The following is a 22,281-nucleotide window of genomic DNA, read 5'->3' as shown; positions in this document are numbered from 1 at the left end:
GGCTTTTTTTTCTGTAAAATGAGACGAATGCATGATAAATTTTTAAAAAAGGGGCGATTATTGTGGCAAAAGTATACGTCTTCGACCATCCACTAATCCAACACAAGCTGACTTACATACGTGATATAAATACGGGAACGAAGGAGTTCCGCGAGCTCGTTGACGAAGTGGCAACATTGATGGCGTTTGAAATCACAAGGGATATGCCGCTTGAAGATATCGAGATTGAAACACCGGTATGCAAGACAAAATCAAAGGTATTGTCTGGGAAGAAAATCGGTCTGGTGCCGATATTACGGGCAGGGATCGGCATGGTTGATGGAGTGTTGAAGCTCATGCCGGCGGCGAAGGTAGGCCACGTCGGCTTATACCGTGACCCGGAAACATTAAAGCCGGTGGAATACTATGTGAAGCTTCCAACGGATGTAGAGGAGCGCGATTTCATCGTGGTCGATCCGATGCTGGCAACAGGCGGTTCCGCGATTGATGCGATTCATGCCTTGAAAAAGCGCGGCGCGAAGCATATCAAATTCATGTGCTTGATTGCCGCACCAGAGGGCGTTGAAGCAGTAAAGGCCGAGCATCCGGATGTCGATATTTACATCGCCGCCTTGGATGAGAAATTGAATGACCATGGCTACATCGTACCGGGCCTAGGCGATGCCGGCGACCGGTTATTTGGAACGAAATAGGCCCTTGTTGGGTGAGGCAGCCGGCAGGTTGGAAAAAAATCAGTTTTTGAAAAAGTCGAGTAGAACCCTACTCGGCTTTTTTTATTGCCTAAAAATATAATAATATTCAGTTTGTCGAATAAGGGGGAGACTTCCTTTTACTGCCAATGGAATTCCTGAGTCGTATGTGTCGAAAAATATTTTTCTGATAATTGAAAAACTATATTAACCAAATGAATTTGTAAAGTTATTATAGATTTTACCTATTTTGATTTTTTTGAAAATTTATGGAAATCAAAATTTGATAGATAAATAGGAGGGGGAAACAAAAGTGAAGAAAAAGAGACAGAAAAAGACGGCTACATATGCGCTGGCGTCTGCATTAGTCCTATCCAATCTTGGATTCGCAGGGGCGGTTTCAGCAGAAGGCAGCACACCGCAAAATGATTTCGAAGCAAAGGTAAAACAGCTTCAAGACTTGGCTGGCAAGGAGTTAAAGGAGATTGACTCCAAGGATATTAAAGCAACAGCGAACCTAAAGGCATCTGACAAGGTCCGTGTCATCGTGGAACTGGATGGACAAACTCCAGTTGAATATGCAACCGAGCAAGGGAAACTGTACAAAGAATTATCTGATAGCAAGAAGAGCTCGCTGGCAGCAACTCTAGTAAAACAGCAAACAAGCGTAAAAGAAAAGATTTCCGCCAATGGCGTGAAACTAGCATATAAAAAGAACTTCACCACTGCCTTTAACGGCTTCAGCGGTGATGTTGAGTATGGCCAGATTGCAAAAATTGAAGCGGTCTCAGGCGTAAAAAATGTCTATATTGCAAACGAATACAATCGTCCGGAAGAAACACCTGATATGAAGACAAGTCACAACTTCATTCAATCCCAGAAATCATGGGGCGATGCCCACCTTAAAGGAGAAGGCATGGTTGTGGCTGTCATCGATACGGGTGTTGACCCATCTCACCGCGACTTCAAGATCACGGATGCTTCAAAGGATTCATTAACGAAAGATAAAGTGAACAAAGCTGTAAGTGAAGCAGGGTTGAAAGGTAAATTTTTCACAGATAAAGTTCCTTATGGCTACAACTACTATGATGAAAACAGCACGATTCTTGACCTTGGACCAGGCGCTTCGATGCACGGTATGCACGTTGCCGGTACAGTAGCGGCGAACGGTGATGAGGCAAAAGGCGGAATTAAAGGGGTAGCTCCTGAAGCACAGGTGCTGGGCATGAAGGTATTCAGTAATGATCCAAACTATGCTTCTACTTCTTCCGATGTCTATTTGGCGGCCATTGATGACTCCATTCAAGCTTGGTGCAGATGTATTAAACATGAGCTTGGGCTCAACGGCTTCCTTCTATGATGAAAAAAGTGCTGAAGATTTAGCGATTACCCGCGCCGTGGAAAACGGCATTGTCTGTGCCGTTTCTGCCGGTAACTCCGGACATATCGCATACGGTTATGGAGCAAATCCAAATCCATATGCAAGCAACCCGGATATCGGGGTAGTTGGCGCCCCGGGATTAAATGCGGATACGATTCAAGTGGCTGCAGCCGGTAACGAAAGCTATCTGTATCAGCACGGCATCACAGTGGATGGTGCGGAAGGGTTCACTGCCACTGGATTTGGTATTGATGATTGGATGGAGCTGGCAAAATCGCAAACATTGGAGCTTGTGAGCCTTGGCGGCAAGCTTGGGGCTCCAGCTGACTATGCCGGATTAGATGTAAAAGGGAAAGTCGTGGTTATGCCGCGTGGTGAATTAGCGTTTGCAGATAAAACAAAGAACGCAGCAGCAGCAGGTGCAGCCGGCATCATTGTTTATAACAGTGACAATCCTGTATTCTACGAAAACCAAGGCGGCTGGCAAATTCCGTTCATGAAGATTCAACGCGCTCAAGGGTTAGCGCTTGAAGAAGCGATTAAAGCCGGTCATACGACACTTCATGTGGCCCAAACGAAGAAAACAGATGATCCTGAAATGGGCCGGATGACTGACTTCACTTCTTGGGGTGTGACGCCATCCTTAGATTTCAAGCCGGAAATCACAGCTCCGGGTGGAAAAATTTATTCAACAGTAAATAACGATCAATACGAAGTCATGAGCGGTACATCAATGGCAGCTCCGCACGTAGCAGGCGGTTCCGCACTTGTACAGCAGTACTTGAAAAAGGATGACCGTTTCAAAGGCTTAACAGCCGGTGAGCGTACACATCTTGCGAAGCTTCTTTTAATGAATACGTCGAGCAAAATTGTTGATTTGAATGGCCAGCCATTCTCTCCACGCCGTCAAGGTGCTGGGATGATGCAGACATTCAATGCGGTTTCCACACCTGTTTTAGTAGTGGATAAAGGATCAAACGAAGGCAAAGTGGCGTTAAAAGATTTCCAAAGCAAGCAATTTACCATGAACTTTACGGCTAAAAATATTTCAACGAAAAAAGTAACATATACGGTAAATACAGACGTATTAACAGACACCATTAAGCAAACAACTGGCAAACCGGATACGAACGCGTTAATTGCCGGTAATATGGAAGGTGCAGTAATCGATGCCCCGAAAACACTGGAAGTGCCTGCGGGGCAATCGGTTGATTTTTCCGTCAAAGTGGATTTAACAAATGCGAAAATTCCTGGTCTTGATCAAGCCGGCAAAAAGATTGCGCTTGACTTGAAGGAAGATATTTTCGTTGAAGGTTTCGTGACACTTACCGACGTGAACAACAAGGTAGAGCCAACGTTAAATATTCCGTATGTTGGATTCTACGGCAAATGGGATCGTCCGAGCATCCTGGATGGCTTTAAGGATTTAGGCGAAACGAAGTTCTACAACCATGGCCTGAACGAAATGCTGTTTACCAGAGGGGCATCAATCTACACACAAGCACCGGTTCCTGGAAAGGGATACTATGCGGTTTCTCCAAATGGCGATGGTCTGTATGATAATGCGTTCCCGCTGCCAACATTCTTGCGAAATGCAGCAGAAGCTCAATTTAACGTTCTTGATAAGGACGGAAAGCTGCTTCGCCGTGTGGCATTGGAAAAGGATGTACGGAAGAGTTACTTCAATTCCGGCAATTCCGGTTCTAGTACGTATTCCTTAAAATCTACCCGTGCATGGGACGGTACGGTTAATTCTAAGAAGGTTGAAGACGGCTTGTACTACTACGAAATTAAATCTGTCGTAGATTACAAAGGTGCCGAATATCAATCGAAGAAAATTCCGGTATACGTGGATACAACGGCTCCAAAAGTGAAGGCAGCCTATGATAATGCCACTTCTACTGTCAGCTGGACAACAGAAGAAAATGGTGTAGGCGTAAGCAATTACGCAATCTATGTTGATGACAAATTGATAACCAACGAAGTGGCTGCTAATGCAACAAGCTATAAATTTGATACGCCGCTTGCTGCAAAAGCAAAAGTTGAAGTATTTGCGGTTGATTACGCTTCAAACGTAGGCGGTTCAAAAACGGCGGCTGGCGACAACGAGCTTCCGCTTGTGTACATGAGCGCTCCATCTGCCAATGCAACATACAGAAGTCTTGAGGTACCGGTTTCAGGCTATGCAACCGATGACCTTGGCGTGGACAAAGTTCAAGTAAATGGCAAAGATGTTGCTCTTACGTATGATGAAGCGAAAAAGCAATACAAATTCTCCACAACTGTTAAGTTTGAAAAAGACGGCAAGTACAAAATTCCAATTTCGGTAACAGACGTTGCTGGGAAGGAATTCAGTATTTCAAGAATTGTTTATGTCGACACCACAGCAGGTGAAATCGTTGTCGATGCGCCTGAAAAAGTGGGCTACGATGTGGATACGGCAAAGGTTAAATTAACATTGAAGGATAACTTTAACTATTTATCCTTATCTGTTAATGGCGAGCCAGTGTTCCTGCAGCCATACACAAGCCCAGTGGACATCATGACACCGGCAAATACTCCATATGAGTTTGATGTTGCCTTAAAGCATGGTGAAAACAAGGTAAGCGTAAGTCTTTCTGACTTTGGCGGCAATGTAACGAAGAAGGATATTGTGATTGTCCGTTCGGAAACAAAGGATCCGGATCCAGTTGACCCAACTCCAGATCCAGTGGATCCAACACCGGCTCCAGTCGTGAAAAATGGCTGGAAATGGGAAAACAACACATGGTTCTACTATGTAAAAGATGTGAAAAAGACCGGCTGGCTTCTTGACGGCACGAAATGGTATTACCTGAATAAAGACGGTTCGATGAAGACTGGCTGGGTGCTTGATGCCGGCAAATGGTACTACTTGAATAAAAGCGGTGCAATGCAAACCGGCTGGGTGCTTGATAGCGGTAAATGGTACTTCCTGAACACTAGCGGTGCGATGCAGACCGGCTGGGTGAAGACTGGCGGCGAATGGTACCACTTAAGCAATAGCGGTGCGATGGATACCGGCTGGAAACTCATCGGCGGCAAATGGTATTACCTGAATCCTACATCTGGTAAAATGGCGTACAGCACAATTGTTGACGGCTATAAATTAGGTAAGGATGGAGCATGGATTAAATAATATGGTTGATGGCGGGCGGCCCTAATCAAAGGGGCTGCCCGTTTTTGTATACTTTCCCCGTCAAAGGAAAAACCTAGTTAGAAAAAGGGGAATTCTTACATGAAATTACTGCTTGCCATTCTTCTCGCGATTCAAACGCCCAAAATACTGGTCCACCCACCGATTCCTACGCCCGATGTCGCGATTGTTGTCCTCGAAAAGCCGCAGACAGAACAGGAAATTGGGCAGCTCCTCTCCCCCTATAAAGAGGTGAAGCTGCGCCGGGTGTTCCAGGAGGCGATTGATGGCTTTTCGATTGAAGGCAGCCCGGAAGCAATCGCGCGGCTCGCCAACCAAAAGCACATTCTCAACGTCTCGCCGGTTAACCAATACCAGGTGCAAACAGAGGAAAGTGTCAAAATCATTGGCGGAGAAGAGGTCCGCGGTTTTTTTGATCAAAAAAATGAACGGCTTACCGGGAAGGGCGTGACGGTTGGGGTTATCGATACCGGCGTCGATTACACCCATCCCGACCTGCAAAGGAATTATGCCGGCGGCCATGACCTTGTCGATAACGACCGCGATCCGATGGAAACTCTTGCTAAAGGAAAGGCGACCATTCATGGCACCCATGTCGCCGGCATCATTGCGGCGAATGGAAAAATAAAAGGCGTTGCACCGGAGGCCAAAATTGTCGCCTATCGTGCACTAGGTCCCGGCGGCGGCGGAACAACCGAGCAGGTGCTCGCGGCCATTGACCAGGCCATTAAAGACAAGGTTGATATTGTCAATTTGTCACTCGGGAATAGTATTAACGGGCCGGACCTGCCGATCAGCCTTGCCCTCAACCGTGCTGTCGATAAAGGAGTGGTCGCGGTGGCGGCTTCCGGCAATTCCGGGCCGAATATCTGGACAGTCGGCTCACCAGGAACAGCCTCGAAGGCTATTTCCGTCGGCGCCTCCACCCCGACGATGGCAATTCCCTCATTATTAATAGAAGGAACGCGGGAAAAAATTCAGCTCCAGCCGATGGAAGGCTCTGATCAATGGGCGATTGACCGCTCTCTGGAGCTGGTGGATGGCGGCATCGGCAGGAAAAGTGAGCTAAAGCAGGTTCAAGGGAAAATCGTGCTGATGCAAAGGGGAACATTGACCTTTTCGGAAAAGGCGAAAAATGCACTGGAAGCGGGCGCTAAAGCGGTGCTGATCTATAATAATATGAGCGGCGGGTTCATGGGAAACCTCGATCACCAAATGAACATCCCTGTTAGCTCGCTCTCGAAGAGTGACGGAGTGATTTTACAAAAGGAATTAAAAAAGCGAAGTGTGACGGCACGGGTCTCGGTGCGTGAAGAGCGGGACCGGCTGGCGGATTTTAGTTCGCGGGGGCCGGTGACGGGGACGTGGGAGATTAAGCCGGACCTGGTGGCACCGGGGGTGGCGATTCATTCGACGATTCCGGGCGGATACTTGAGTCTGCAGGGGACGAGTATGGCGGCGCCGCATGTGGCGGGTGCGTGTGCGCTGATCAAGCAGGCCCATCCGGATTGGACGCCGGAGCAGATTAAGGCGGCGTTGATGAATACGGCGAAACCGCTGGTGAACGGCACTCCTGGCGAGGGGGCTGGGAATTCGAACCGTACGGCTGGTCATTCCGACGGCAGTGCTGCTTTTGTGAACAGGAACAGTGCCGCGTCGTCGTTTTACCGCACGTATGAGCAGGGTGCCGGGAGAATCCAGGTGAATGAGGCGATACAAGCGACGTCGCTCGTGTCGCCGAGCAGTATCCGGTTTGGTAAGTTTACCGGTACGGGTGGCAGTCATAAAGTACAGTTGCATGTTGAAAATAAGGGTGAAAAAGCGCAGCGGTATTCTTTTTCGATTCCGAAACGGACGGATGGGCTCACGTGGCGGTTCCCGCTATCGTTTACTTTGGAACCGAAGCAGTCAAAGGAGATGACGGTGGAGCTTATGGTCGATCCCCTTGTTTTTAAGGGCAAGATTCATGACGGCTTTTTACAATTACAGGCGGGTGCGAAGATGATTCAGATACCGTATTTGTATGTGCTTGAGGAGCCGGGGTATCCACGGGTGATGGGATTTGATTTTCAGCCGGGGGACAGGCCGGGTGAGTATCGCTATGAGGTGTATTTGCCAGGCGGGGCGGAGGAATTTGGCATCGCTTTGTTTCATCCGGAGGATTATCGTTTTGTCGGCTTTTTGGATACGTTAACAAATGTGAAAAAGGGGATGCTGCGCCAGAACCTTGCTGCTGAGAAGCTGCCGGCTGAAGGCAGGTATCTCGTGAAGGTTTTTGCCAAAATGGCTGGTAAGGAAGATTTTATCGAAACGATGATTGTGATTGATGAGAATACGGAGTAAGGTACGGGGGCCTCTTGCCCCCTCTGTGCCAATTGGTACCATCTACCAATTTTGTACGAAAGTTCACAAAATTGACACAAAGTTGTCTAAAATCGTTCAAAATTTCCACTACAATGATAGTGTAAACTAAAAATTTTATATGGAAGAAATTTCGGAGCTTGTTTGTGGATTAATTCACGTAAACTCATTGACATTGACTGGTGCCTATTGTATGCTAACAAAGGGTGTGGATGGTAGGGTTTTCATTATTTCCAAATAGAATTTAGTGGTTAAAAAATACCTCTATCACTTTCCCAAAATACCTCAAGTCCGGTGCAGTTTCTCTCGGTAATCAAGGAGAGAAATAGACCGCAATTCATTTAAGGCTCTTGGCCCAAATGTCCGCAATTTTCTCGCAGTCTTTGCGGGAGCCACTCAATCACTATTTATTCAGGAAGATGGTTGGATCATGATGGGGGCACGGAACCAATTTTCTTAATACTCGGATTGTTCGCAGGACGTGCTGCAGGTGTTTATTCGATGATGTACTCGGATCCGTCATTTCTTTTCAGGAGATTAGCCAACCATGCCGGAATTTCAATTACTATTTGCAAGACAGAAAAGATGGATGTTCTTTTTATTAGCTATTTATGTACTCGGCTGGGGGTTCACGTCTTACCAATCTATCTTTATGGGATTGGTTTTTGGGACGAGTTTGAGCCTTTTTAATTTGTGGTTAATGGTCCGAAAGATGAAGCAGTTTGATCATTCGCTCTCACAAGGGAGAAGGGTACGATCGCTCGGATCTTTTTCAAGGTTTGCGACGGCGGCGCTGGCTGTCGTGGTTTCGATGAGGTATCCGGAACATCTCAACCTCATCAGCGTAGTTATAGGGTTAATGACATCCTATATTGTCATTATGATAGATTTTTTTATACACTCTTTGCAAATACATAAGTAACGGGGAAGCGAGGTGAAAATTGTTGGAACACGGAGCACATATAGTTGAATTTATGGGGCTGTATTTTAACATGGGGAACGTGTTGATGATCACTGTTGCCTCTGTCATAGTTTTTCTCATTGCGGTCCTATCTACTCGTAAGCTTGCCATGAAGCCGACAGGCATCCAGAACTTTATGGAATGGGTCATGGACTTTGTTAAGAATATTATTAACAGCACGATGGATTGGAAAGACGGCGGACGATTCCATGTTCTCGGGATTACCATTATGATGTATGTCTTTGTAGCCAATATGGTGGGATTGCCGTTTTCAGTCGTTATCAATGGTGAGCTTTGGTGGAAATCACCAACTGCCGATCCGGCTGTCACATTAACATTAGCCATTTTAGTAGTAGGTTTATCACATTTTTATGGGGTAAAAATGCGGGGAACAGCTGCATACGGGAAGGAATTCTTTAAACCGTTCTGGTTCATGTTCCCAATCAAAATTATCGAAGAGTTTGCCAATACTCTGACTCTTGGTCTCCGTCTTTACGGAAACATTTACGCGGGTGAAATTCTTTTAGGATTGCTCGCAGGCGGGCTGGCAACTGGTGTCGGCGGTCACTTAGCCGCTATCTTACCGATGCTCGCATGGCAAGGCTTCTCAGTCTTTGTCGGCGCCATCCAGGCATTTATCTTTACCATGTTAACAATGGTGTACTTGTCTCACAAAGTGAGCAGCGACCATTAATATAATAACCGTTCATTTATTGAACAAAAAATAAAAATTTTTATACATTCCAAGGAGGAAAATTTCAAATGGGTCTTTTAGCAGCAGCAATTGCAATCGGTTTAGCGGCATTAGGTGCCGGTATCGGTAACGGTCTTATCGTATCTCGTACAGTTGAGGGTATCGCTCGTCAACCAGAAGCACGTGGTATGCTTCAAACAACAATGTTCATCGGGGTTGCGTTAGTTGAGGCGATTCCTATCATCGCGGTTGTTATCGCGTTCATGGTTCAAGGTAAATAATTTTAGTTTCCAACCAATAAACGTTCCAAAATGGCGAAGATCATTTCCATGAGAACCTTCGCCATTCGTTTATGCCTATGATTATTATGTATATGCTTATGCATATAAACATTATGGCAATAGCCGTAAGGGTGTCAGGCACCATTTAGTGGGTTTGCACCGTGATGATGTTGAAATTTATTTGATTGATATATTTGTTTTGGACGACTCTTGAAGGGAGTGAAGTGCGAGGTGTTAACAAGCAGTCTTGTACTAGGCGCAGCGGCTGGACATCAGTTTATTAATACTGGTGATATTATATTCCAATTGATCATGTTTATCGTCTTGATGGCATTGCTGAAGAAGTTCGCATGGGGTCCATTAATGGGCATTATGAAAGAACGGGAAACACACGTTGCAAATGAAATTGCTGCAGCGGAAAACAGCCGTCAGGAAGCGAAGAAACTATTAGAAGAACAACGTACACTATTAAAAGAAGCTCGTACGGATGCACAAGGTTTGATTGAATCAGCGAAAAAGCAAGGTGACTTGCAGCGTGAGGAAATCATCTCTACAGCCCGCGGCGAAGCTGAGCGCATTAAAGAATCAGCCAAGCTTGAAATCGAGCAGCAAAAAGAAAAAGCGGTTGCCGCTATTCGTGAACAGGTTGCAAGCCTATCAGTCTTAATTGCTTCTAAAGTAATTGAGAAGGAATTGAGTGCAGCGGATCAAGAAAAACTTATTAACGAATACATTCAAGAGGCAGGAGAAAGCCGATGAGCAGCTCTATGGTAGCAAAACGCTACGCGCTGGCTCTTCTGCAAATTGCAAGAGAACAACAGCTTCTTGGAGTAATAGAAGAGGAACTTCGTGTAGTGAAGGAAGTTGTACAATACAACCCTGAAATAAAGGCTGTTTTGAAATCTTCTAAGCTTTCACTTGAGAAGAAGAAGGAGATTGTCACTCAGGCTTTCGCTTCAGTAAATGTAAATGTACGCAATACACTGTTGATCTTAATCGACCGCCACCGCGAAGATGAAATCGTGAACGTGGCAAATGAATTTTTACAATTGGCAAATGAGGAAATGGGAATTGCCGAAGCGGTAGTCACAAGCACACGTGCATTGACAGATGCTGAGCGCAGCGCCATCTCTTCCGTATTTGCTGCGAAAATTGGCAAGAAATCACTTAGAATTGAAAATATCGTTGATTCCAATTTGCTCGGAGGCGTGAAGCTTCGCATTGGAAATCGTATATATGACGGCAGTTTGCGCGGCAAACTCGATCGTTTAGAACGTAAATTGTTAAGCTAAGATAAGTTAAGATTCGAAAGATTAGGGGTGAAACTCATGAGCATCAAAGCTGAAGAAATCAGTGCCCTGATAAAAAAGCAGATTGAAAACTATCAGGCGGAAATTCAAGTGACTGATGTCGGTACAGTTATCTCCGTTGGTGACGGTATCGCTCGTGTTCACGGCCTTGACAATGTCATGGCTGGAGAACTTGTTGAATTTTCAAACGGCGTTATGGGTATGGCACAAAACCTTGAAGAAAATAACGTCGGTATTATCATCCTTGGACCTTTCACTGAAATTCGTGAGGGTGACGAGGTTCGCCGTACAGGCCGCATCATGGAGGTTCCCGTTGGTGAGGAACTAATTGGACGTGTGGTAAACTCACTAGGTCAGCCAATTGACGGCATGGGACCAATCAATGCAACAAAAACCCGCCCTGTTGAGCAAGTTGCTACAGGCGTTATGGCTCGTAAATCCGTTCATGAGCCGCTGCAAACAGGTATCAAAGCGATTGACGCACTTGTGCCAATCGGACGCGGACAGCGTGAGTTAATCATCGGTGACCGTCAAACAGGTAAAACATCTGTTGCCATCGATACAATCATTAACCAAAAAGGCCAAGACATGATTTGTATCTATGTTGCCATTGGACAAAAAGAATCAACAGTACGTAACGCTGTTGAAACACTTCGTAAAAATGGCGCATTAGAATACTCAATCGTTGTATCTGCATCTGCATCACAGCCTGCTCCAATGCTATTCTTAGCACCATATGCAGGTGTTGCGATGGGTGAAGAATTTATGTTCAACGGCAAACACGTGTTAATCGTATATGATGATTTAACAAAGCAGGCATCTGCTTACCGTGAGCTTTCCTTGTTACTTCGCCGTCCTCCAGGCCGTGAAGCCTATCCAGGGGATGTATTCTACTTGCACAGCCGTTTATTAGAGCGTGCAGCGAAATTAAATGATTCACTTGGTGCCGGTTCGATCACTGCGCTGCCATTTATTGAAACACAAGCAGGGGACGTATCTGCTTATATCCCAACAAACGTTATCTCCATCACAGATGGACAGATTTTCTTACAATCCGACCTATTCTTCTCCGGTGTTCGTCCGGCGATCAACGCAGGTCTTTCAGTATCCCGTGTAGGGGGCTCTGCCCAAATCAAAGCAATGAAAAAGGTTGCAGGTACACTGCGTCTTGACCTTGCTTCCTACCGTGAATTAGAAGCATTTGCTCAGTTCGGTTCAGACCTTGATAAAGCAACACAAGCAAAGCTTGCCCGTGGTGCGCGTACAGTTGAGGTGTTAAAACAAGATCTTAACAAGCCGCTTTCAGTAGAAAAGCAAGTTATGATTCTTTACGCATTAACACGCGGCTTCCTTGATGATGTTCCAGTACAGGATATCCGCCGTTTTGAAGGAGAATTCCATAACTGGTTAGACCACAACCGCAAAGACTTGTTAGACCAAATCGTAACAACGAAGGATCTTCCAGCTGACGAAGATATGGCATCAGCCATCAACGCCTTCAAAAAGACGTTTGCCGCTTCTGAACAATAAGGTCTAATATAGTTCGAAGGTGCCTGACCCCTCTTTCACCATTCAATAGTAATTGAAATGGGATTGAAGGGTCAGACCCCTTGAAAAAGAACATTCTTTGAATGAGGGTGGTGAGAACCAATGGCTTCATTACGCGATATTAAAACGCGGATTAATTCGACGAAAAAGACGAGTCAAATTACAAAGGCGATGGAAATGACGTCTGCAGCAAAGTGGAACCGCGGTGTTATGAATGCGAAAGCGTTCGTTCCTTATATGGAAAAAATCCAGGAGGTAACAACATCGATTGCATTAGGTGCAGGCGGCGTGATCCATCCGATGCTGACACATCGTCCGGTAAAGAAAACGGGTTATATCGTCATGACCTCTGACCGTGGTCTTGCAGGTGCATTCAATAGTAACGTCATCCGCCGTGTCCATCAAACCATCCTAAGCCGTCATAAATCCAATGATGAATTTGCGATTATTGCGATTGGCCGGGTAGGGCGTGACTTTTTTGCGAAACGCGGGTATAACGTTGTCCTTGAAATCGCTGGTGTTTCTGACCAGCCGAGCTTTGCAGATATCAAGGATATCGCAAACGCTACAGTAGGCATGTTTACAGACGGAACAATAGATGAAATATATTTAACTTACAGTCACTATATCAGTGCCATTTCGCAGGAGGTAACCGAGAAGAAGCTGCTTCCGTTAACGGATTTAACGACTTCCCACAAGCTTATTTCCTATGAATTTGAGCCAAATGCAGAAGAAATACTAGAAGTTCTTCTCCCGCAATACGCAGAAAGCTTGATTTACGGTGCGCTATTAGACAGCAAATCAAGTGAACATGCGGCGCGGATGACCGCAATGAAGAACGCAACCGACAATGCCAAGGAATTAATCAATTCCTACACACTAATCTACAACCGTGCGCGTCAAGCGGCGATTACACAGGAAATCACTGAAATCGTCGGCGGTGCCGCAGCGCTGGAGTAAGATTATTTTTTAAAAATGAACCCCGGTTACGGGTGCTTGATAAGTTTTGTTTACGGATACGGGTCAGCAGTTGGGACTCTATTCCTAAAACAGATACGGGTATAGTGTCTTAAGACAAGGTTCATTTTGCAAAAAATGAACCAACTATGCTTGTTTCGGAACAGTATGTAAGGAGGGAAAAATGATGAGCAAAGGACATATTCTTCAGGTTATGGGTCCGGTTGTTGACGTTAAGTTCGATAATGGCCAGCTTCCTGAGATTTACAATGCGCTGAAAGTCGTAAGAAAAGCGCAAAATGCATCTGAAGTGGATATCAACTTAACCCTTGAAGTAGCCCTTCATTTAGGTGATGATACAGTTCGTACAATCGCGATGGCATCTACTGATGGTGTGACCCGCGGTTTGGAAGTAGAAGATACTGGTAAGCCAATTTCCGTACCGGTAGGCGAGCCAACGTTAGGCCGTGTGTTTAACGTACTAGGTGAAGCAATTGACTTGAAAGAGGACATTCCTGCTAGTGCCCGCCGTGATTCGATTCACCGCGAAGCACCAACGTATGAAAATCTTTCAACTGAGGTAGAAATTTTAGAGACTGGTATTAAGGTAGTTGACCTCTTAGCTCCATATATTAAGGGTGGTAAGATTGGTCTGTTCGGTGGTGCCGGTGTAGGTAAAACCGTATTAATCCAGGAATTAATCAATAACATCGCGCAAGAGCACAGCGGTATTTCCGTTTTCGCTGGTGTTGGGGAGCGTACTCGTGAAGGGAACGACCTTTTCCACGAAATGACGGATTCCGGCGTTATCAAGCAAACAGCGATGGTATTCGGACAAATGAACGAGCCGCCAGGTGCACGTATGCGTGTTGCCTTGACTGGTTTGACGATGGCTGAATATTTCCGTGATGAGCAAGGGCAAGACGTGTTATTGTTCATCGACAATATCTTCCGTTTCACGCAAGCAGGTTCTGAGGTTTCAGCGCTTCTTGGCCGTATGCCATCTGCCGTTGGTTACCAGCCGACACTTGCTACGGAAATGGGTAAATTACAAGAACGTATCACTTCAACTAATAAAGGTTCTGTTACATCGATCCAAGCGATTTACGTTCCAGCCGATGACTACACTGACCCGGCTCCGGCAACAACTTTCGCTCACTTAGATGCGACAACAAACCTTGAGCGTAAGCTTTCTGAAATGGGTATCTATCCTGCGGTGGATCCACTTGCTTCAACTTCTCGTGCCTTGTCACCTGAGATTGTTGGCGAAGAGCATTACGATGTTGCTCGTCAAGTACAGCAAACATTGCAAAAATATCGTGAATTACAGGATATCATCGCGATTCTTGGTATGGACGAACTTTCCGATGAGGACAAGTTAATCGTTCAACGTGCGCGCCGTATCCAGTTCTTCTTATCACAAAACTTCCACGTTGCTGAACAGTTCACTGGTCAGCCGGGATCATACGTACCAGTTAAAGAAACGGTTAAAGGGTTCAAGGAAATCCTTGAAGGTAAATATGACCATCTTCCAGAAGATGCGTTCCGTCTTGTTGGACGTATTGAAGAGGTTGTTGAGTCCGCAAAACGCATGGGCGTAGAAGCCTAAGGGCGCCAGGAGGGTAAAAAATGAAGACGATTAAAGTCAATGTTGTTACTCCCGATGGCCCGGTGTATGAATCAGATGTGGAAATGGTTAGTACGAAGGCTCAAAGTGGTGAGCTGGGCATTTTACCTGGACACATTCCGATGGTGGCTCCGCTCGAAATTGGTGCTGTGCGTCTGAAGAATGGCGGCAAAACAGAATTTGTTGCCGTCAGCGGCGGATTTTTAGAGGTTCGTCCTGATCAAGTGACGATTCTTGCCCAATCGGCAGAGAAAGCATCTGATATTGATGTGGAACGTGCCACGAGAGCGAAGGAACGTGCAGAGCAGCGGATGAGAGATCAGAAGCTTGAGCATATTGATTTCAAACGTGCAGAGCTTGCGATGCGCCGTGCCATCAACCGCCTCGCCGTATCGGAACATAGATTTTAGAATTTATATAAAAGCAGAACCCCTCCCGGTAAAGTTGGAGGGGTTTTTTTAGTGGTGTGGTGTGGTTTTTACCATATTCAATATGTTTAAGTGTCTGAAAAAGGTGGTTTGAGGGGAGATGGAAAGTAATATAGTAAAAGTGGAAAGTAAATGGAGGCAAGCGGACAGTAAACTGGTCAAAGTGGAAAGTAAATGTTGCAAAGCGGAAAGTAAATTGTTCGAAATGGAAAGTAAGAAAGGTGTAGCAGTAGTGAGTGGTTGATTAAGTGTTCAAATTTGTTGATAAAAGTGTAAAAGTTGTTGATAAGAAGCGGAAAGTTGTTGATAGAAGAGCAAAAGTCGTCGATAAATGGTTCAAAGTCGTTGATAAGAGGAATTTTGTGTGAAAAGGTCCAACAATTACCCCACTGCCAGCCTTTTGTCTGGCTATTTAATGGTAGGAAAGGGCTAGTTTATCTGTAAACGGCATGATAAGGACAATTCTGCATATGATGGTAGGGTAAATAACTTAATACCAGTCGATTAGTATTTTGATATAAGTTAACATGAGTGCTGATACATATTGAGTGTAGTAATGGTGTGATGATGCCCTGTTATTTTTTTAATGGGAGGATGGAAAGTGAACAATTAATGACAAATCTCACTGACATTGGTAGGATTATGATATTAAATAGGGGTTGTTGGCGAATTTTTAATGTAGCTTGGCGGTTATCCAGGCACGTCATCTTCCGCTGACGTTCCAGATCACGTGCACTTGTACCTGTTCTCTAGAATGGGTATTGCCGGTTCGCTTTTGCGTCATCTCTGAAGTGAATTCAGGAAGCCTTTCAGCGAGATCACGCAAAAGCTCAGGAGAGGGGCCCCCCTGTCGACGTACCAGTCAGCTGTTAATTGGAAATCCATCGCCAGTGCTGTCGCACCTGCGCTTCGGAAGATCACCGAAGCTTGCAAAAATCTTGATAAAAAGCCACTTTGGAAAGCAAGCTCTCCAGCGGCTTTTTATCAAGATTTTCGCGGCGATGGAATTTCCAATTTATATTAGATTGGCTTGTCGACAGGGGTTTGTAACAATGCTATAATGAATTCGGTTACAATATTCATTAGTATGAAAATTTACAACATTGGAGGGGATAGACATGGAACTTCTAAATGTATATCAGAATAACTATCTGATAGTTTTTGTGTTTCTATGTCTTGGGGTGCTGCTGCCTGTGGTGGCGTTATATTTGGGTAAACTTCTGCGTCCGTTTAATCCGAGTGATGCGAAGTATACCACATATGAGAGCGGTATTGAGCCATTTCACGATTCCCGTGTGCAGTTCAATGTCCGCTATTATATTTTTGCCCTGATGTTTGTTATTTTTGATGTAGAAACGGTGTTTTTATATCCATGGGCGGTCGCTTATGATAAACTGGGCATTTTTGCGCTCGTCGAAATGCTAATTTTCGTAGCGATGCTGTTAATTGGCCTAGTGTATGCTTGGAAAAAGAAGGTGCTACGATGGATTTAAAACTAGAAAACTTATCACCTGCGGAAATCAAAGAGTTAGAAAGAAATGTATTTTTTGCCACGCTGGAGCAAATTAAGGGTTGGGCACGGAGTAATTCCTTGTGGCCAATGACATTTGGTCTGGCTTGTTGTGCGATTGAAATGATGGGTACCGGTGGCGCAAACTATGACCTTGACCGTTTTGGGACGATTTTCCGTACGTCACCGCGGCAGTCGGATTGTATGATTGTTTCCGGTACGGTTACGAAAAAAATGGCGCCAATCCTGCGCCGGTTATATGACCAAATGCCGGAGCCGAAATGGGTGATTGCCATGGGTTCCTGCGCGACTGCCGGTGGACCGTATGTCAAGTCGTATTCGGTTGTAAAGGGTGTCGATCAAATCGTACCTGTTGATGTCTATATTCCTGGATGCCCGCCAAACCCGGCCGCATTAATTTATGGGATTAATAAATTAAAAGGAAAAATTCGTTACGAAGCGAAGACTGGGAAGAAGGTGATTTAAGCAATGAGCGGGGAAAAAGATCTCGATCAATTAAAGAGAGAAGCCGCTGAGAAGGCTAAAGCTGCGGCGTTAGCGAAGCGTAAGGCGAAGGAAGCGGGAGCTGCCGAACCTAAGCCGGAAGCACCGAAGCCGAAGCCGTCCGAACAGAAAGCGGCTGAAACACCAGCAGCAGCTGGCGATGATGCTGATATAGCAAAGAAAAAGGCAGCAGCGGCCGCGAAGGCGAAGGCTGCGGCGCTGGCGAAGAAGAAACGCGAAGGCATTGCCGATGAACCTGCACCTGCGGCGGAATCTGCACCGCCAGCTGAAGAAGTACCGGCAGCGGGCGATGCGGATGACCTGGCGAAGAAAAAGGCAGCAGCGGTTGCAAAGGCAAAAGCGGCAGCAGCAGCAAAGCGGAAGGCAATGGAACTGGCAGGAGGCAGCGCGCCCGTACAGGCTGGCGATGAAGCACCGGCTGCAGAGGCAAGCAGTGCGGCAGACAGCAGCGGCGATGCCGACGATTTAGCGAAGAAAAAAGCAGCAGCGGTCGCCAAAGCAAAAGCGGCGGCAGCGGCAAAGCGCAAAGCGATGGAATTAGCCGGAGGCGACGCACCAGCAGAAGAAAGTGCGCCAGCAGGTGACGATGCGAAAGCGAAAGCAGCGGCAGCAGCCAAAGCAAAAGCAGCGGCGGCAGCAAAGGCAAAGGCAGCAGCGGCGGCCAAGGCCAAAGCGGCCGGAGCAGGAGCTGGGTCGGATGCAGCGGCAGGCGGCGATGATGAGAAAGCGAAGGCCATTGCGGCGGCGAAAGCCAAGGCGAAGGCAGCGGCAGCGGCCAAAGCGAAAGCAGCAGCCGGCGGCAAAGCAGCCGACACAGCAGCAGCGGAAACGGCGGCAGCGCCATCACCCAATCAGCCTTATTTAGATAAGTATGTAAAGGTGATTGCTGAAAACCTGGGTGCAGATGTTTTAGAAGACTCTTATATTAATAAACTATCCAAAGATGTTCCGACACTTGTGGCAAAGCGTGATACATATTTTAAAGTGGCTCAATTTTTAAAATACAATGAGCTGCTAGGGTTTGACTATCTATCTGAGCTGCATGGGACGGATTTTGAAACACACATGGAAGTCTATGTTCACTTATACTCATACAAAAATCGTCAAACAGTGGCGTTAAAAGTGAAGATTGACCGCGATGAACCAACAATCGAGTCCTTGCAGCCAATTTGGGCCGGAGCGAACTGGCCTGAATGTGAAGCCTATGATTTACTGGGAATTAAGTTTACAGGACATCCGAACTTGCATCGGATTCTGCTGGGCGAAGATTGGGTTGGCCATCCACTGCGCAAAGATTATGAACAGTACGATGTGGAGGTGTAGAGGGTGATCAGAACAGAAGAAATGTTACTAAACGTCGGTCCTCAGCACCCTAGTACGCACGGAGTATTCCGGCTTGTCATTAAAATTGATGGAGAAATCATTACCGAGGCAACACCAGTTATCGGGTATCTGCACCGCGGAACTGAAAAATTGGCTGAGAATCTGCAGTATACACAGATTATTCCTTATACTGACCGGATGGATTATTTGTCAGCGATGACCAATAACTATGTGATTTGTCATGCGGTTGAAACAATGATGGGGACTCAAGTGCCGGAACGGGCAGAGTATCTGCGTGTAATTGCGATGGAGCTTGGACGCGTTGCGAGCCATCTTGTGGCCTGGGGCACATACATCCTTGACCTTGGGGCGACTAGTCCGTTCATCTATGCTTTCCGTGATCGTGAAATGATTATCAATATGCTGAACGAGTTATCAGGCGCACGGTTGACGTTCAACTATATGCGTGTCGGCGGCGTGAAGTGGGATGCACCTGAAGGCTGGATTGACAGGCTGAGAGATTTTATCCCATATATGCGTGAGCAGCTTGCAGGCTATCATGAGCTTGTCAGCGGCAACGAAATCTTTTTGGACAGGGTAAAAGGGATTGGCCGCTATACGAAAGAAGAGGCGCTTCAATACTCCCTGAGCGGACCGAATCTGCGCTGTACCGGCGTGAAATGGGACCTAAGGAAAGATGAGCCTTATTCGATTTATGATCGCTTTGAGTTTGATGTTCCGACAGCGGAGGAAGGGGATTGCCTGGCCCGTTATAATCTTCGTCTAGCTGAGATTGAACAATCGCTGAGAATCCTGGAGCAGGCAGTGGAACAGTTTCCAGCAGAAGGAGAAATTTTGGCGAAGGTGCCGAAAATCATTAAGGCGCCAAAAGGGGAAGCCTTTGTCCGCATTGAATCACCGCGCGGCGAAATTGGCTGCTATATTGCCAGTGACGGCAAAAAAGAACCATATCGCTTAAAGTTTAGAAGACCATCATTCTATAATCTGCAAATTCTCCCGAAACTTTTAGTAGGCGAAAATATTGCAAATCTGATTGCTATTTTAGGGGCAATTGATATTGTCCTTGGGGAGGTGGACGGCTAATGATGGAAGAGTTGCTCCATTCAAGTCCCGGCTGGGTGAATTTTGGGATCTTCTTTTTAATGGGAGTGGTCTTGCTTTTAGTCGTATTAGGCTTCGTTACCTACGGAATTTTAGCAGAGCGGAAGGTTATGGGGTACATGCAGCTCCGCCACGGTCCAAACCAATTGGGCGGTAGATTCGGTTTGCTGCAAACCGTTGCCGACGTTTTGAAGCTTTTACTAAAAGAGGATATTATTCCGAAGGCAGCTGACCGGCCATTATTTATTCTGGCACCGATTGTTGCGTTTGCGCCATCATTCATGGTATTGGCAACATTGCCGTTTACCGATAAGTTTCAGTTTGCCGATATTGGTGTCGGCTTGCTTTATTACATTTCCGTATCCGGGTTAACCGTCTTTGGAATGGTGCTCGGCGGCTGGGCTTCGAATAACAAGTACGCCCTTTTAGGCGGCATGCGGGCAGCGGCACAGATGATTTCCTATGAAATCCCGCTTGTGATGTCCGTTATTGGAGTTATTCTGTTGTCCGGAAGTTTAAATCTAAATACAATAGTCGCACAACAAGAGCATGGCTGGTTTATTTTATTGCAGCCAATTGGCTTTATCGTCTTTTTTATCGCATCGATTGCGGAATTAAACCGGACACCGTTTGACTTGCCGGAGTCGGAGAACGAACTTGTTGCCGGCTACTTCGTTGAATATGCCGGATTCCGCTGGGCATTCTTCATGCTTTCCGAGTATGTGTATGTATTTGGAATGTCGGCTCTGACAACGGTTGTGTTCCTTGGGGGCTGGCTGCCGCCATTCGCATTCCTTGGCTTTATTCCTGGGGCCGTATGGTTTGCTCTTAAATTCTGTGCCGTCGTCTTTATGTATTTCTGGATCCGCAGCACGCTGCCGCGTTTCCGCGCTGACAGACTCATGGAATTTGGCTGGAAAGTATTGCTGCCAATCGCCTTGGCCAACATCTTCCTAACCGCCATACTCAAATCACTATTCTTCTAATAGGTGAACAACTAGAACCATCAAAATGGTGCCTCACACCAATACAAGCATTCCCACTGTGTAAGTGGTAAGAATGGTGCCTGACACCGATAACAATTTTTAAACTGTAAAAGGGGTGAAAAACGTGCTTGGAGTATTTAAAGGCTTGAAATATACCCTGAAACAATTATCGCGGGAGAAGGTTACGTACGATTATCCAAATAAGCCGCTTCCGCTGCCAGACCGCTTTCGCGGGATCCAAAAGTTTTATCCGGAGAAATGTATCGTATGTAATCAGTGTGCACAGATTTGCCCGACGGATTGTATTCAATTAACGGGTAAAAAGCACCCGGACCCGACGAAAAAAGGGAAAATCATTGACACGTACGACATTAACTTTGAAATCTGCATCCTTTGTGACCTGTGTACAGAGGTGTGCCCAACAGAAGCCATCATCATGACGAATAACTTTGAGCTCGCCGAATACAGCCGGGACATGTTATTTAAGAACCTGGAATGGTTAGATGAAAACGACGAAAACATACGGCAGGTGAATAAAGCATGACATTTTCAGGCGAATTCCTCGCTTTTATGGGAATCGCACTTGTTGCGATCATCGGCGGCGTGCTTCTATTGAACCTTAATAAGGTTGTTCATATGGTCGTTGCCCTCATCTTCACTTTCGTCGCCATCGCCGGCATTTATGTACTGCTGTCTGCCGAGTTTGTGGCAGCCGTGCAAATCCTGATATATTCAGGCGCGATCACGATCATCATGCTGTTCGGAATCATGTTAACGAAGCATGATGATGAAAGTGAACCAAAGACAGGCAAATGGCGAAAGATCCTGGTGTTTTTAGGAATCTTAGGCTTTGCTTTTGCCGTCTACATCGGCATTTACAATTTTAATATTGAACAAGTACCGACCCAGCTGCATGAAAACAATACCTTCCAAATTGGAGAGGTCCTTTACTCAAAATATGTGATTCCGTTTGAGTTAACATCGGTATTACTCTTAGTCGCACTAGTCGGTTCGATTATCTTAGCAAAAAATGAGAAGAAGAAGGAGGCGGATGAGGAATGAGTTCAGTTCCCGCTTCAGCCTTCCTGGCACTTGCACTGATATTATTCTGCATCGGGTTGTACGGTGCATTGACGAAAAAAACACCGTCATCATCTTGATTTCGGTCGAATTGATGCTGAACGCCGTTAACATTAACTTGGTGACCTTCAGCAAATACGGGTTGAACCCGTCAATCACAGGACAAATCTTCGCCCTGTTTGCCATCTGTGTGGCAGCAGCCGAAGCAGCTGTCGGACTTGCGATTTTAATTTCGCTATACCGCAGCAAGAAAACCGTCAACATCGACGAAATGAACACAATGAAAAACTAAACGTAGACAGACAACTTTGGGTGTCAGGCAC

Annotated in this window: 21 protein-coding genes and 1 pseudogene; all 22 read left to right on the top strand. The window is 46.1% G+C overall.

Annotated features, from left to right (window positions below; genetic code table 11):
- The first annotated feature begins 62 nt into the window (after window positions 1-62).
- On the top strand, window positions 63-692 hold the full coding sequence (gene upp, locus ACO1D1_RS06400) for a uracil phosphoribosyltransferase (protein ID WP_423335302.1): 630 nt from the start codon (window positions 63-65) through the stop codon (window positions 690-692).
- 310 nt (window positions 693-1,002) lie between these two features.
- On the top strand, window positions 1,003-2,049 hold the full coding sequence (locus tag ACO1D1_RS06395; RefSeq protein WP_423335301.1) for a S8 family serine peptidase: 1,047 nt from the start codon (window positions 1,003-1,005) through the stop codon (window positions 2,047-2,049).
- Window positions 1,931-5,227 (top strand): S8 family serine peptidase, encoded by a 3,297-nt coding sequence (locus ACO1D1_RS06390; RefSeq protein ID WP_423335300.1) that lies wholly within the window; start codon window positions 1,931-1,933, stop codon window positions 5,225-5,227. Before ACO1D1_RS06395 ends, ACO1D1_RS06390 begins: the two co-directional genes overlap by 119 nt.
- Window positions 5,228-5,326: 99 nt before the next feature.
- Window positions 5,327-7,588: a S8 family serine peptidase gene (locus ACO1D1_RS06385; protein WP_423335299.1), complete on the top strand. Its 2,262-nt coding sequence runs from the start codon at window positions 5,327-5,329 to the stop codon at window positions 7,586-7,588.
- A gap of 417 nt (window positions 7,589-8,005) precedes the next feature.
- Window positions 8,006-8,296 carry an AtpZ/AtpI family protein gene (locus ACO1D1_RS06380; RefSeq protein WP_423335310.1) on the top strand — a complete coding sequence of 97 codons (291 nt, stop codon included), beginning with the start codon at window positions 8,006-8,008 and terminating at the stop codon, window positions 8,294-8,296.
- Window positions 8,196-8,528 carry an ATP synthase subunit I gene (locus ACO1D1_RS06375; protein WP_223821034.1) on the top strand — a complete coding sequence of 111 codons (333 nt, stop codon included), beginning with the start codon at window positions 8,196-8,198 and terminating at the stop codon, window positions 8,526-8,528. Before ACO1D1_RS06380 ends, ACO1D1_RS06375 begins: the two co-directional genes overlap by 101 nt.
- 22 nt (window positions 8,529-8,550) lie before the next feature.
- Window positions 8,551-9,261: a F0F1 ATP synthase subunit A gene (gene atpB, locus ACO1D1_RS06370; RefSeq protein ID WP_149872369.1), complete on the top strand. Its 711-nt coding sequence runs from the start codon at window positions 8,551-8,553 to the stop codon at window positions 9,259-9,261.
- Between the two features lie 68 nt (window positions 9,262-9,329).
- Entirely contained in the window at window positions 9,330-9,542 is a 213-nt protein-coding gene (gene atpE / locus ACO1D1_RS06365) for a F0F1 ATP synthase subunit C (RefSeq protein ID WP_007086158.1), read from the top strand.
- Between the two features lie 231 nt (window positions 9,543-9,773).
- Window positions 9,774-10,301: a F0F1 ATP synthase subunit B gene (locus tag ACO1D1_RS06360; protein WP_149872867.1), complete on the top strand. Its 528-nt coding sequence runs from the start codon at window positions 9,774-9,776 to the stop codon at window positions 10,299-10,301.
- Entirely contained in the window at window positions 10,298-10,834 is a 537-nt protein-coding gene (locus tag ACO1D1_RS06355) for a F0F1 ATP synthase subunit delta (RefSeq protein WP_149872368.1), read from the top strand. The genes ACO1D1_RS06360 and ACO1D1_RS06355 overlap by 4 nt, the downstream gene beginning before the upstream one ends.
- Window positions 10,835-10,870: 36 nt before the next feature.
- Window positions 10,871-12,382 carry a F0F1 ATP synthase subunit alpha gene (atpA, locus tag ACO1D1_RS06350; protein ID WP_149872367.1) on the top strand — a complete coding sequence of 504 codons (1,512 nt, stop codon included), beginning with the start codon at window positions 10,871-10,873 and terminating at the stop codon, window positions 12,380-12,382.
- Window positions 12,383-12,502: 120 nt separating this feature from the next.
- Entirely contained in the window at window positions 12,503-13,360 is an 858-nt protein-coding gene (gene atpG / locus ACO1D1_RS06345; protein WP_149872366.1) for an ATP synthase F1 subunit gamma, read from the top strand.
- A 184-nt stretch (window positions 13,361-13,544) separates the two neighbouring features.
- Entirely contained in the window at window positions 13,545-14,966 is a 1,422-nt protein-coding gene (gene atpD, locus ACO1D1_RS06340) for a F0F1 ATP synthase subunit beta (RefSeq protein WP_423335309.1), read from the top strand.
- Between the two features lie 20 nt (window positions 14,967-14,986).
- Complete coding sequence (locus ACO1D1_RS06335) at window positions 14,987-15,394, top strand: F0F1 ATP synthase subunit epsilon (RefSeq protein WP_149872364.1); 408 nt, start codon at window positions 14,987-14,989, stop codon at window positions 15,392-15,394.
- A gap of 1,136 nt (window positions 15,395-16,530) precedes the next feature.
- Entirely contained in the window at window positions 16,531-16,905 is a 375-nt protein-coding gene (locus tag ACO1D1_RS06330; RefSeq protein ID WP_149872363.1) for an NADH-quinone oxidoreductase subunit A, read from the top strand.
- Window positions 16,896-17,408 carry a NuoB/complex I 20 kDa subunit family protein gene (locus ACO1D1_RS06325; protein ID WP_149872362.1) on the top strand — a complete coding sequence of 171 codons (513 nt, stop codon included), beginning with the start codon at window positions 16,896-16,898 and terminating at the stop codon, window positions 17,406-17,408. The genes ACO1D1_RS06330 and ACO1D1_RS06325 overlap by 10 nt, the downstream gene beginning before the upstream one ends.
- A gap of 3 nt (window positions 17,409-17,411) precedes the next feature.
- The gene (locus tag ACO1D1_RS06320; protein ID WP_423335298.1) at window positions 17,412-18,770 is read left to right on the top strand and encodes an NADH-quinone oxidoreductase subunit C; all 1,359 of its coding nucleotides are present in this window, start codon (window positions 17,412-17,414) and stop codon (window positions 18,768-18,770) included.
- Window positions 18,771-18,773: 3 nt separating this feature from the next.
- A complete protein-coding gene (locus ACO1D1_RS06315; RefSeq protein ID WP_149872360.1) occupies window positions 18,774-19,874 on the top strand; it encodes an NADH-quinone oxidoreductase subunit D in 1,101 nt (366 codons plus the stop codon).
- Window positions 19,874-20,878 (top strand): NADH-quinone oxidoreductase subunit NuoH, encoded by a 1,005-nt coding sequence (gene nuoH / locus ACO1D1_RS06310; protein ID WP_149872359.1) that lies wholly within the window; start codon window positions 19,874-19,876, stop codon window positions 20,876-20,878. The genes ACO1D1_RS06315 and nuoH overlap by 1 nt, the downstream gene beginning before the upstream one ends.
- A gap of 124 nt (window positions 20,879-21,002) precedes the next feature.
- Window positions 21,003-21,422: an NADH-quinone oxidoreductase subunit NuoI gene (nuoI, locus tag ACO1D1_RS06305; protein ID WP_149872358.1), complete on the top strand. Its 420-nt coding sequence runs from the start codon at window positions 21,003-21,005 to the stop codon at window positions 21,420-21,422.
- The gene (locus ACO1D1_RS06300) at window positions 21,419-21,940 is read left to right on the top strand and encodes an NADH-quinone oxidoreductase subunit J (protein ID WP_149872357.1); all 522 of its coding nucleotides are present in this window, start codon (window positions 21,419-21,421) and stop codon (window positions 21,938-21,940) included. The genes nuoI and ACO1D1_RS06300 overlap by 4 nt, the downstream gene beginning before the upstream one ends.
- A pseudogene (gene nuoK, locus ACO1D1_RS06295) lies at window positions 21,937-22,250 on the top strand (NADH-quinone oxidoreductase subunit NuoK). Before ACO1D1_RS06300 ends, nuoK begins: the two are co-directional and overlap by 4 nt.
- Window positions 22,251-22,281 lie beyond the last annotated feature (31 nt).

It is taken from the genome of Neobacillus sp. 19, from assembly GCF_049463095.1.
Taxonomy (GTDB): Bacteria; Bacillota; Bacilli; order Bacillales; family Cytobacillaceae; genus Neobacillus.
Note: the sequence above shows the minus strand (reverse complement) of the source record. Positions and strands in the feature narration are given on the sequence as shown.

Coding starts and splice junctions, on each gene's coding strand:
- ACO1D1_RS06390 (WP_423335300.1), top strand. CDS start 1,931: ATGATCCAAACTATGCTTCTACTTCTTCCGATGTCTATTTGGCGGCCA.
- ACO1D1_RS06385 (WP_423335299.1), top strand. CDS start 5,327: ATGAAATTACTGCTTGCCATTCTTCTCGCGATTCAAACGCCCAAAATA.
- ACO1D1_RS06375 (WP_223821034.1), top strand. CDS start 8,196: ATGTTCTTTTTATTAGCTATTTATGTACTCGGCTGGGGGTTCACGTCT.
- atpE (WP_007086158.1), top strand. CDS start 9,330: ATGGGTCTTTTAGCAGCAGCAATTGCAATCGGTTTAGCGGCATTAGGT.
- ACO1D1_RS06355 (WP_149872368.1), top strand. CDS start 10,298: ATGAGCAGCTCTATGGTAGCAAAACGCTACGCGCTGGCTCTTCTGCAA.
- atpA (WP_149872367.1), top strand. CDS start 10,871: ATGAGCATCAAAGCTGAAGAAATCAGTGCCCTGATAAAAAAGCAGATT.
- atpG (WP_149872366.1), top strand. CDS start 12,503: ATGGCTTCATTACGCGATATTAAAACGCGGATTAATTCGACGAAAAAG.
- atpD (WP_423335309.1), top strand. CDS start 13,545: ATGAGCAAAGGACATATTCTTCAGGTTATGGGTCCGGTTGTTGACGTT.
- ACO1D1_RS06335 (WP_149872364.1), top strand. CDS start 14,987: ATGAAGACGATTAAAGTCAATGTTGTTACTCCCGATGGCCCGGTGTAT.
- ACO1D1_RS06330 (WP_149872363.1), top strand. CDS start 16,531: ATGGAACTTCTAAATGTATATCAGAATAACTATCTGATAGTTTTTGTG.
- ACO1D1_RS06325 (WP_149872362.1), top strand. CDS start 16,896: ATGGATTTAAAACTAGAAAACTTATCACCTGCGGAAATCAAAGAGTTA.
- ACO1D1_RS06320 (WP_423335298.1), top strand. CDS start 17,412: ATGAGCGGGGAAAAAGATCTCGATCAATTAAAGAGAGAAGCCGCTGAG.
- nuoH (WP_149872359.1), top strand. CDS start 19,874: ATGATGGAAGAGTTGCTCCATTCAAGTCCCGGCTGGGTGAATTTTGGG.
- ACO1D1_RS06300 (WP_149872357.1), top strand. CDS start 21,419: ATGACATTTTCAGGCGAATTCCTCGCTTTTATGGGAATCGCACTTGTT.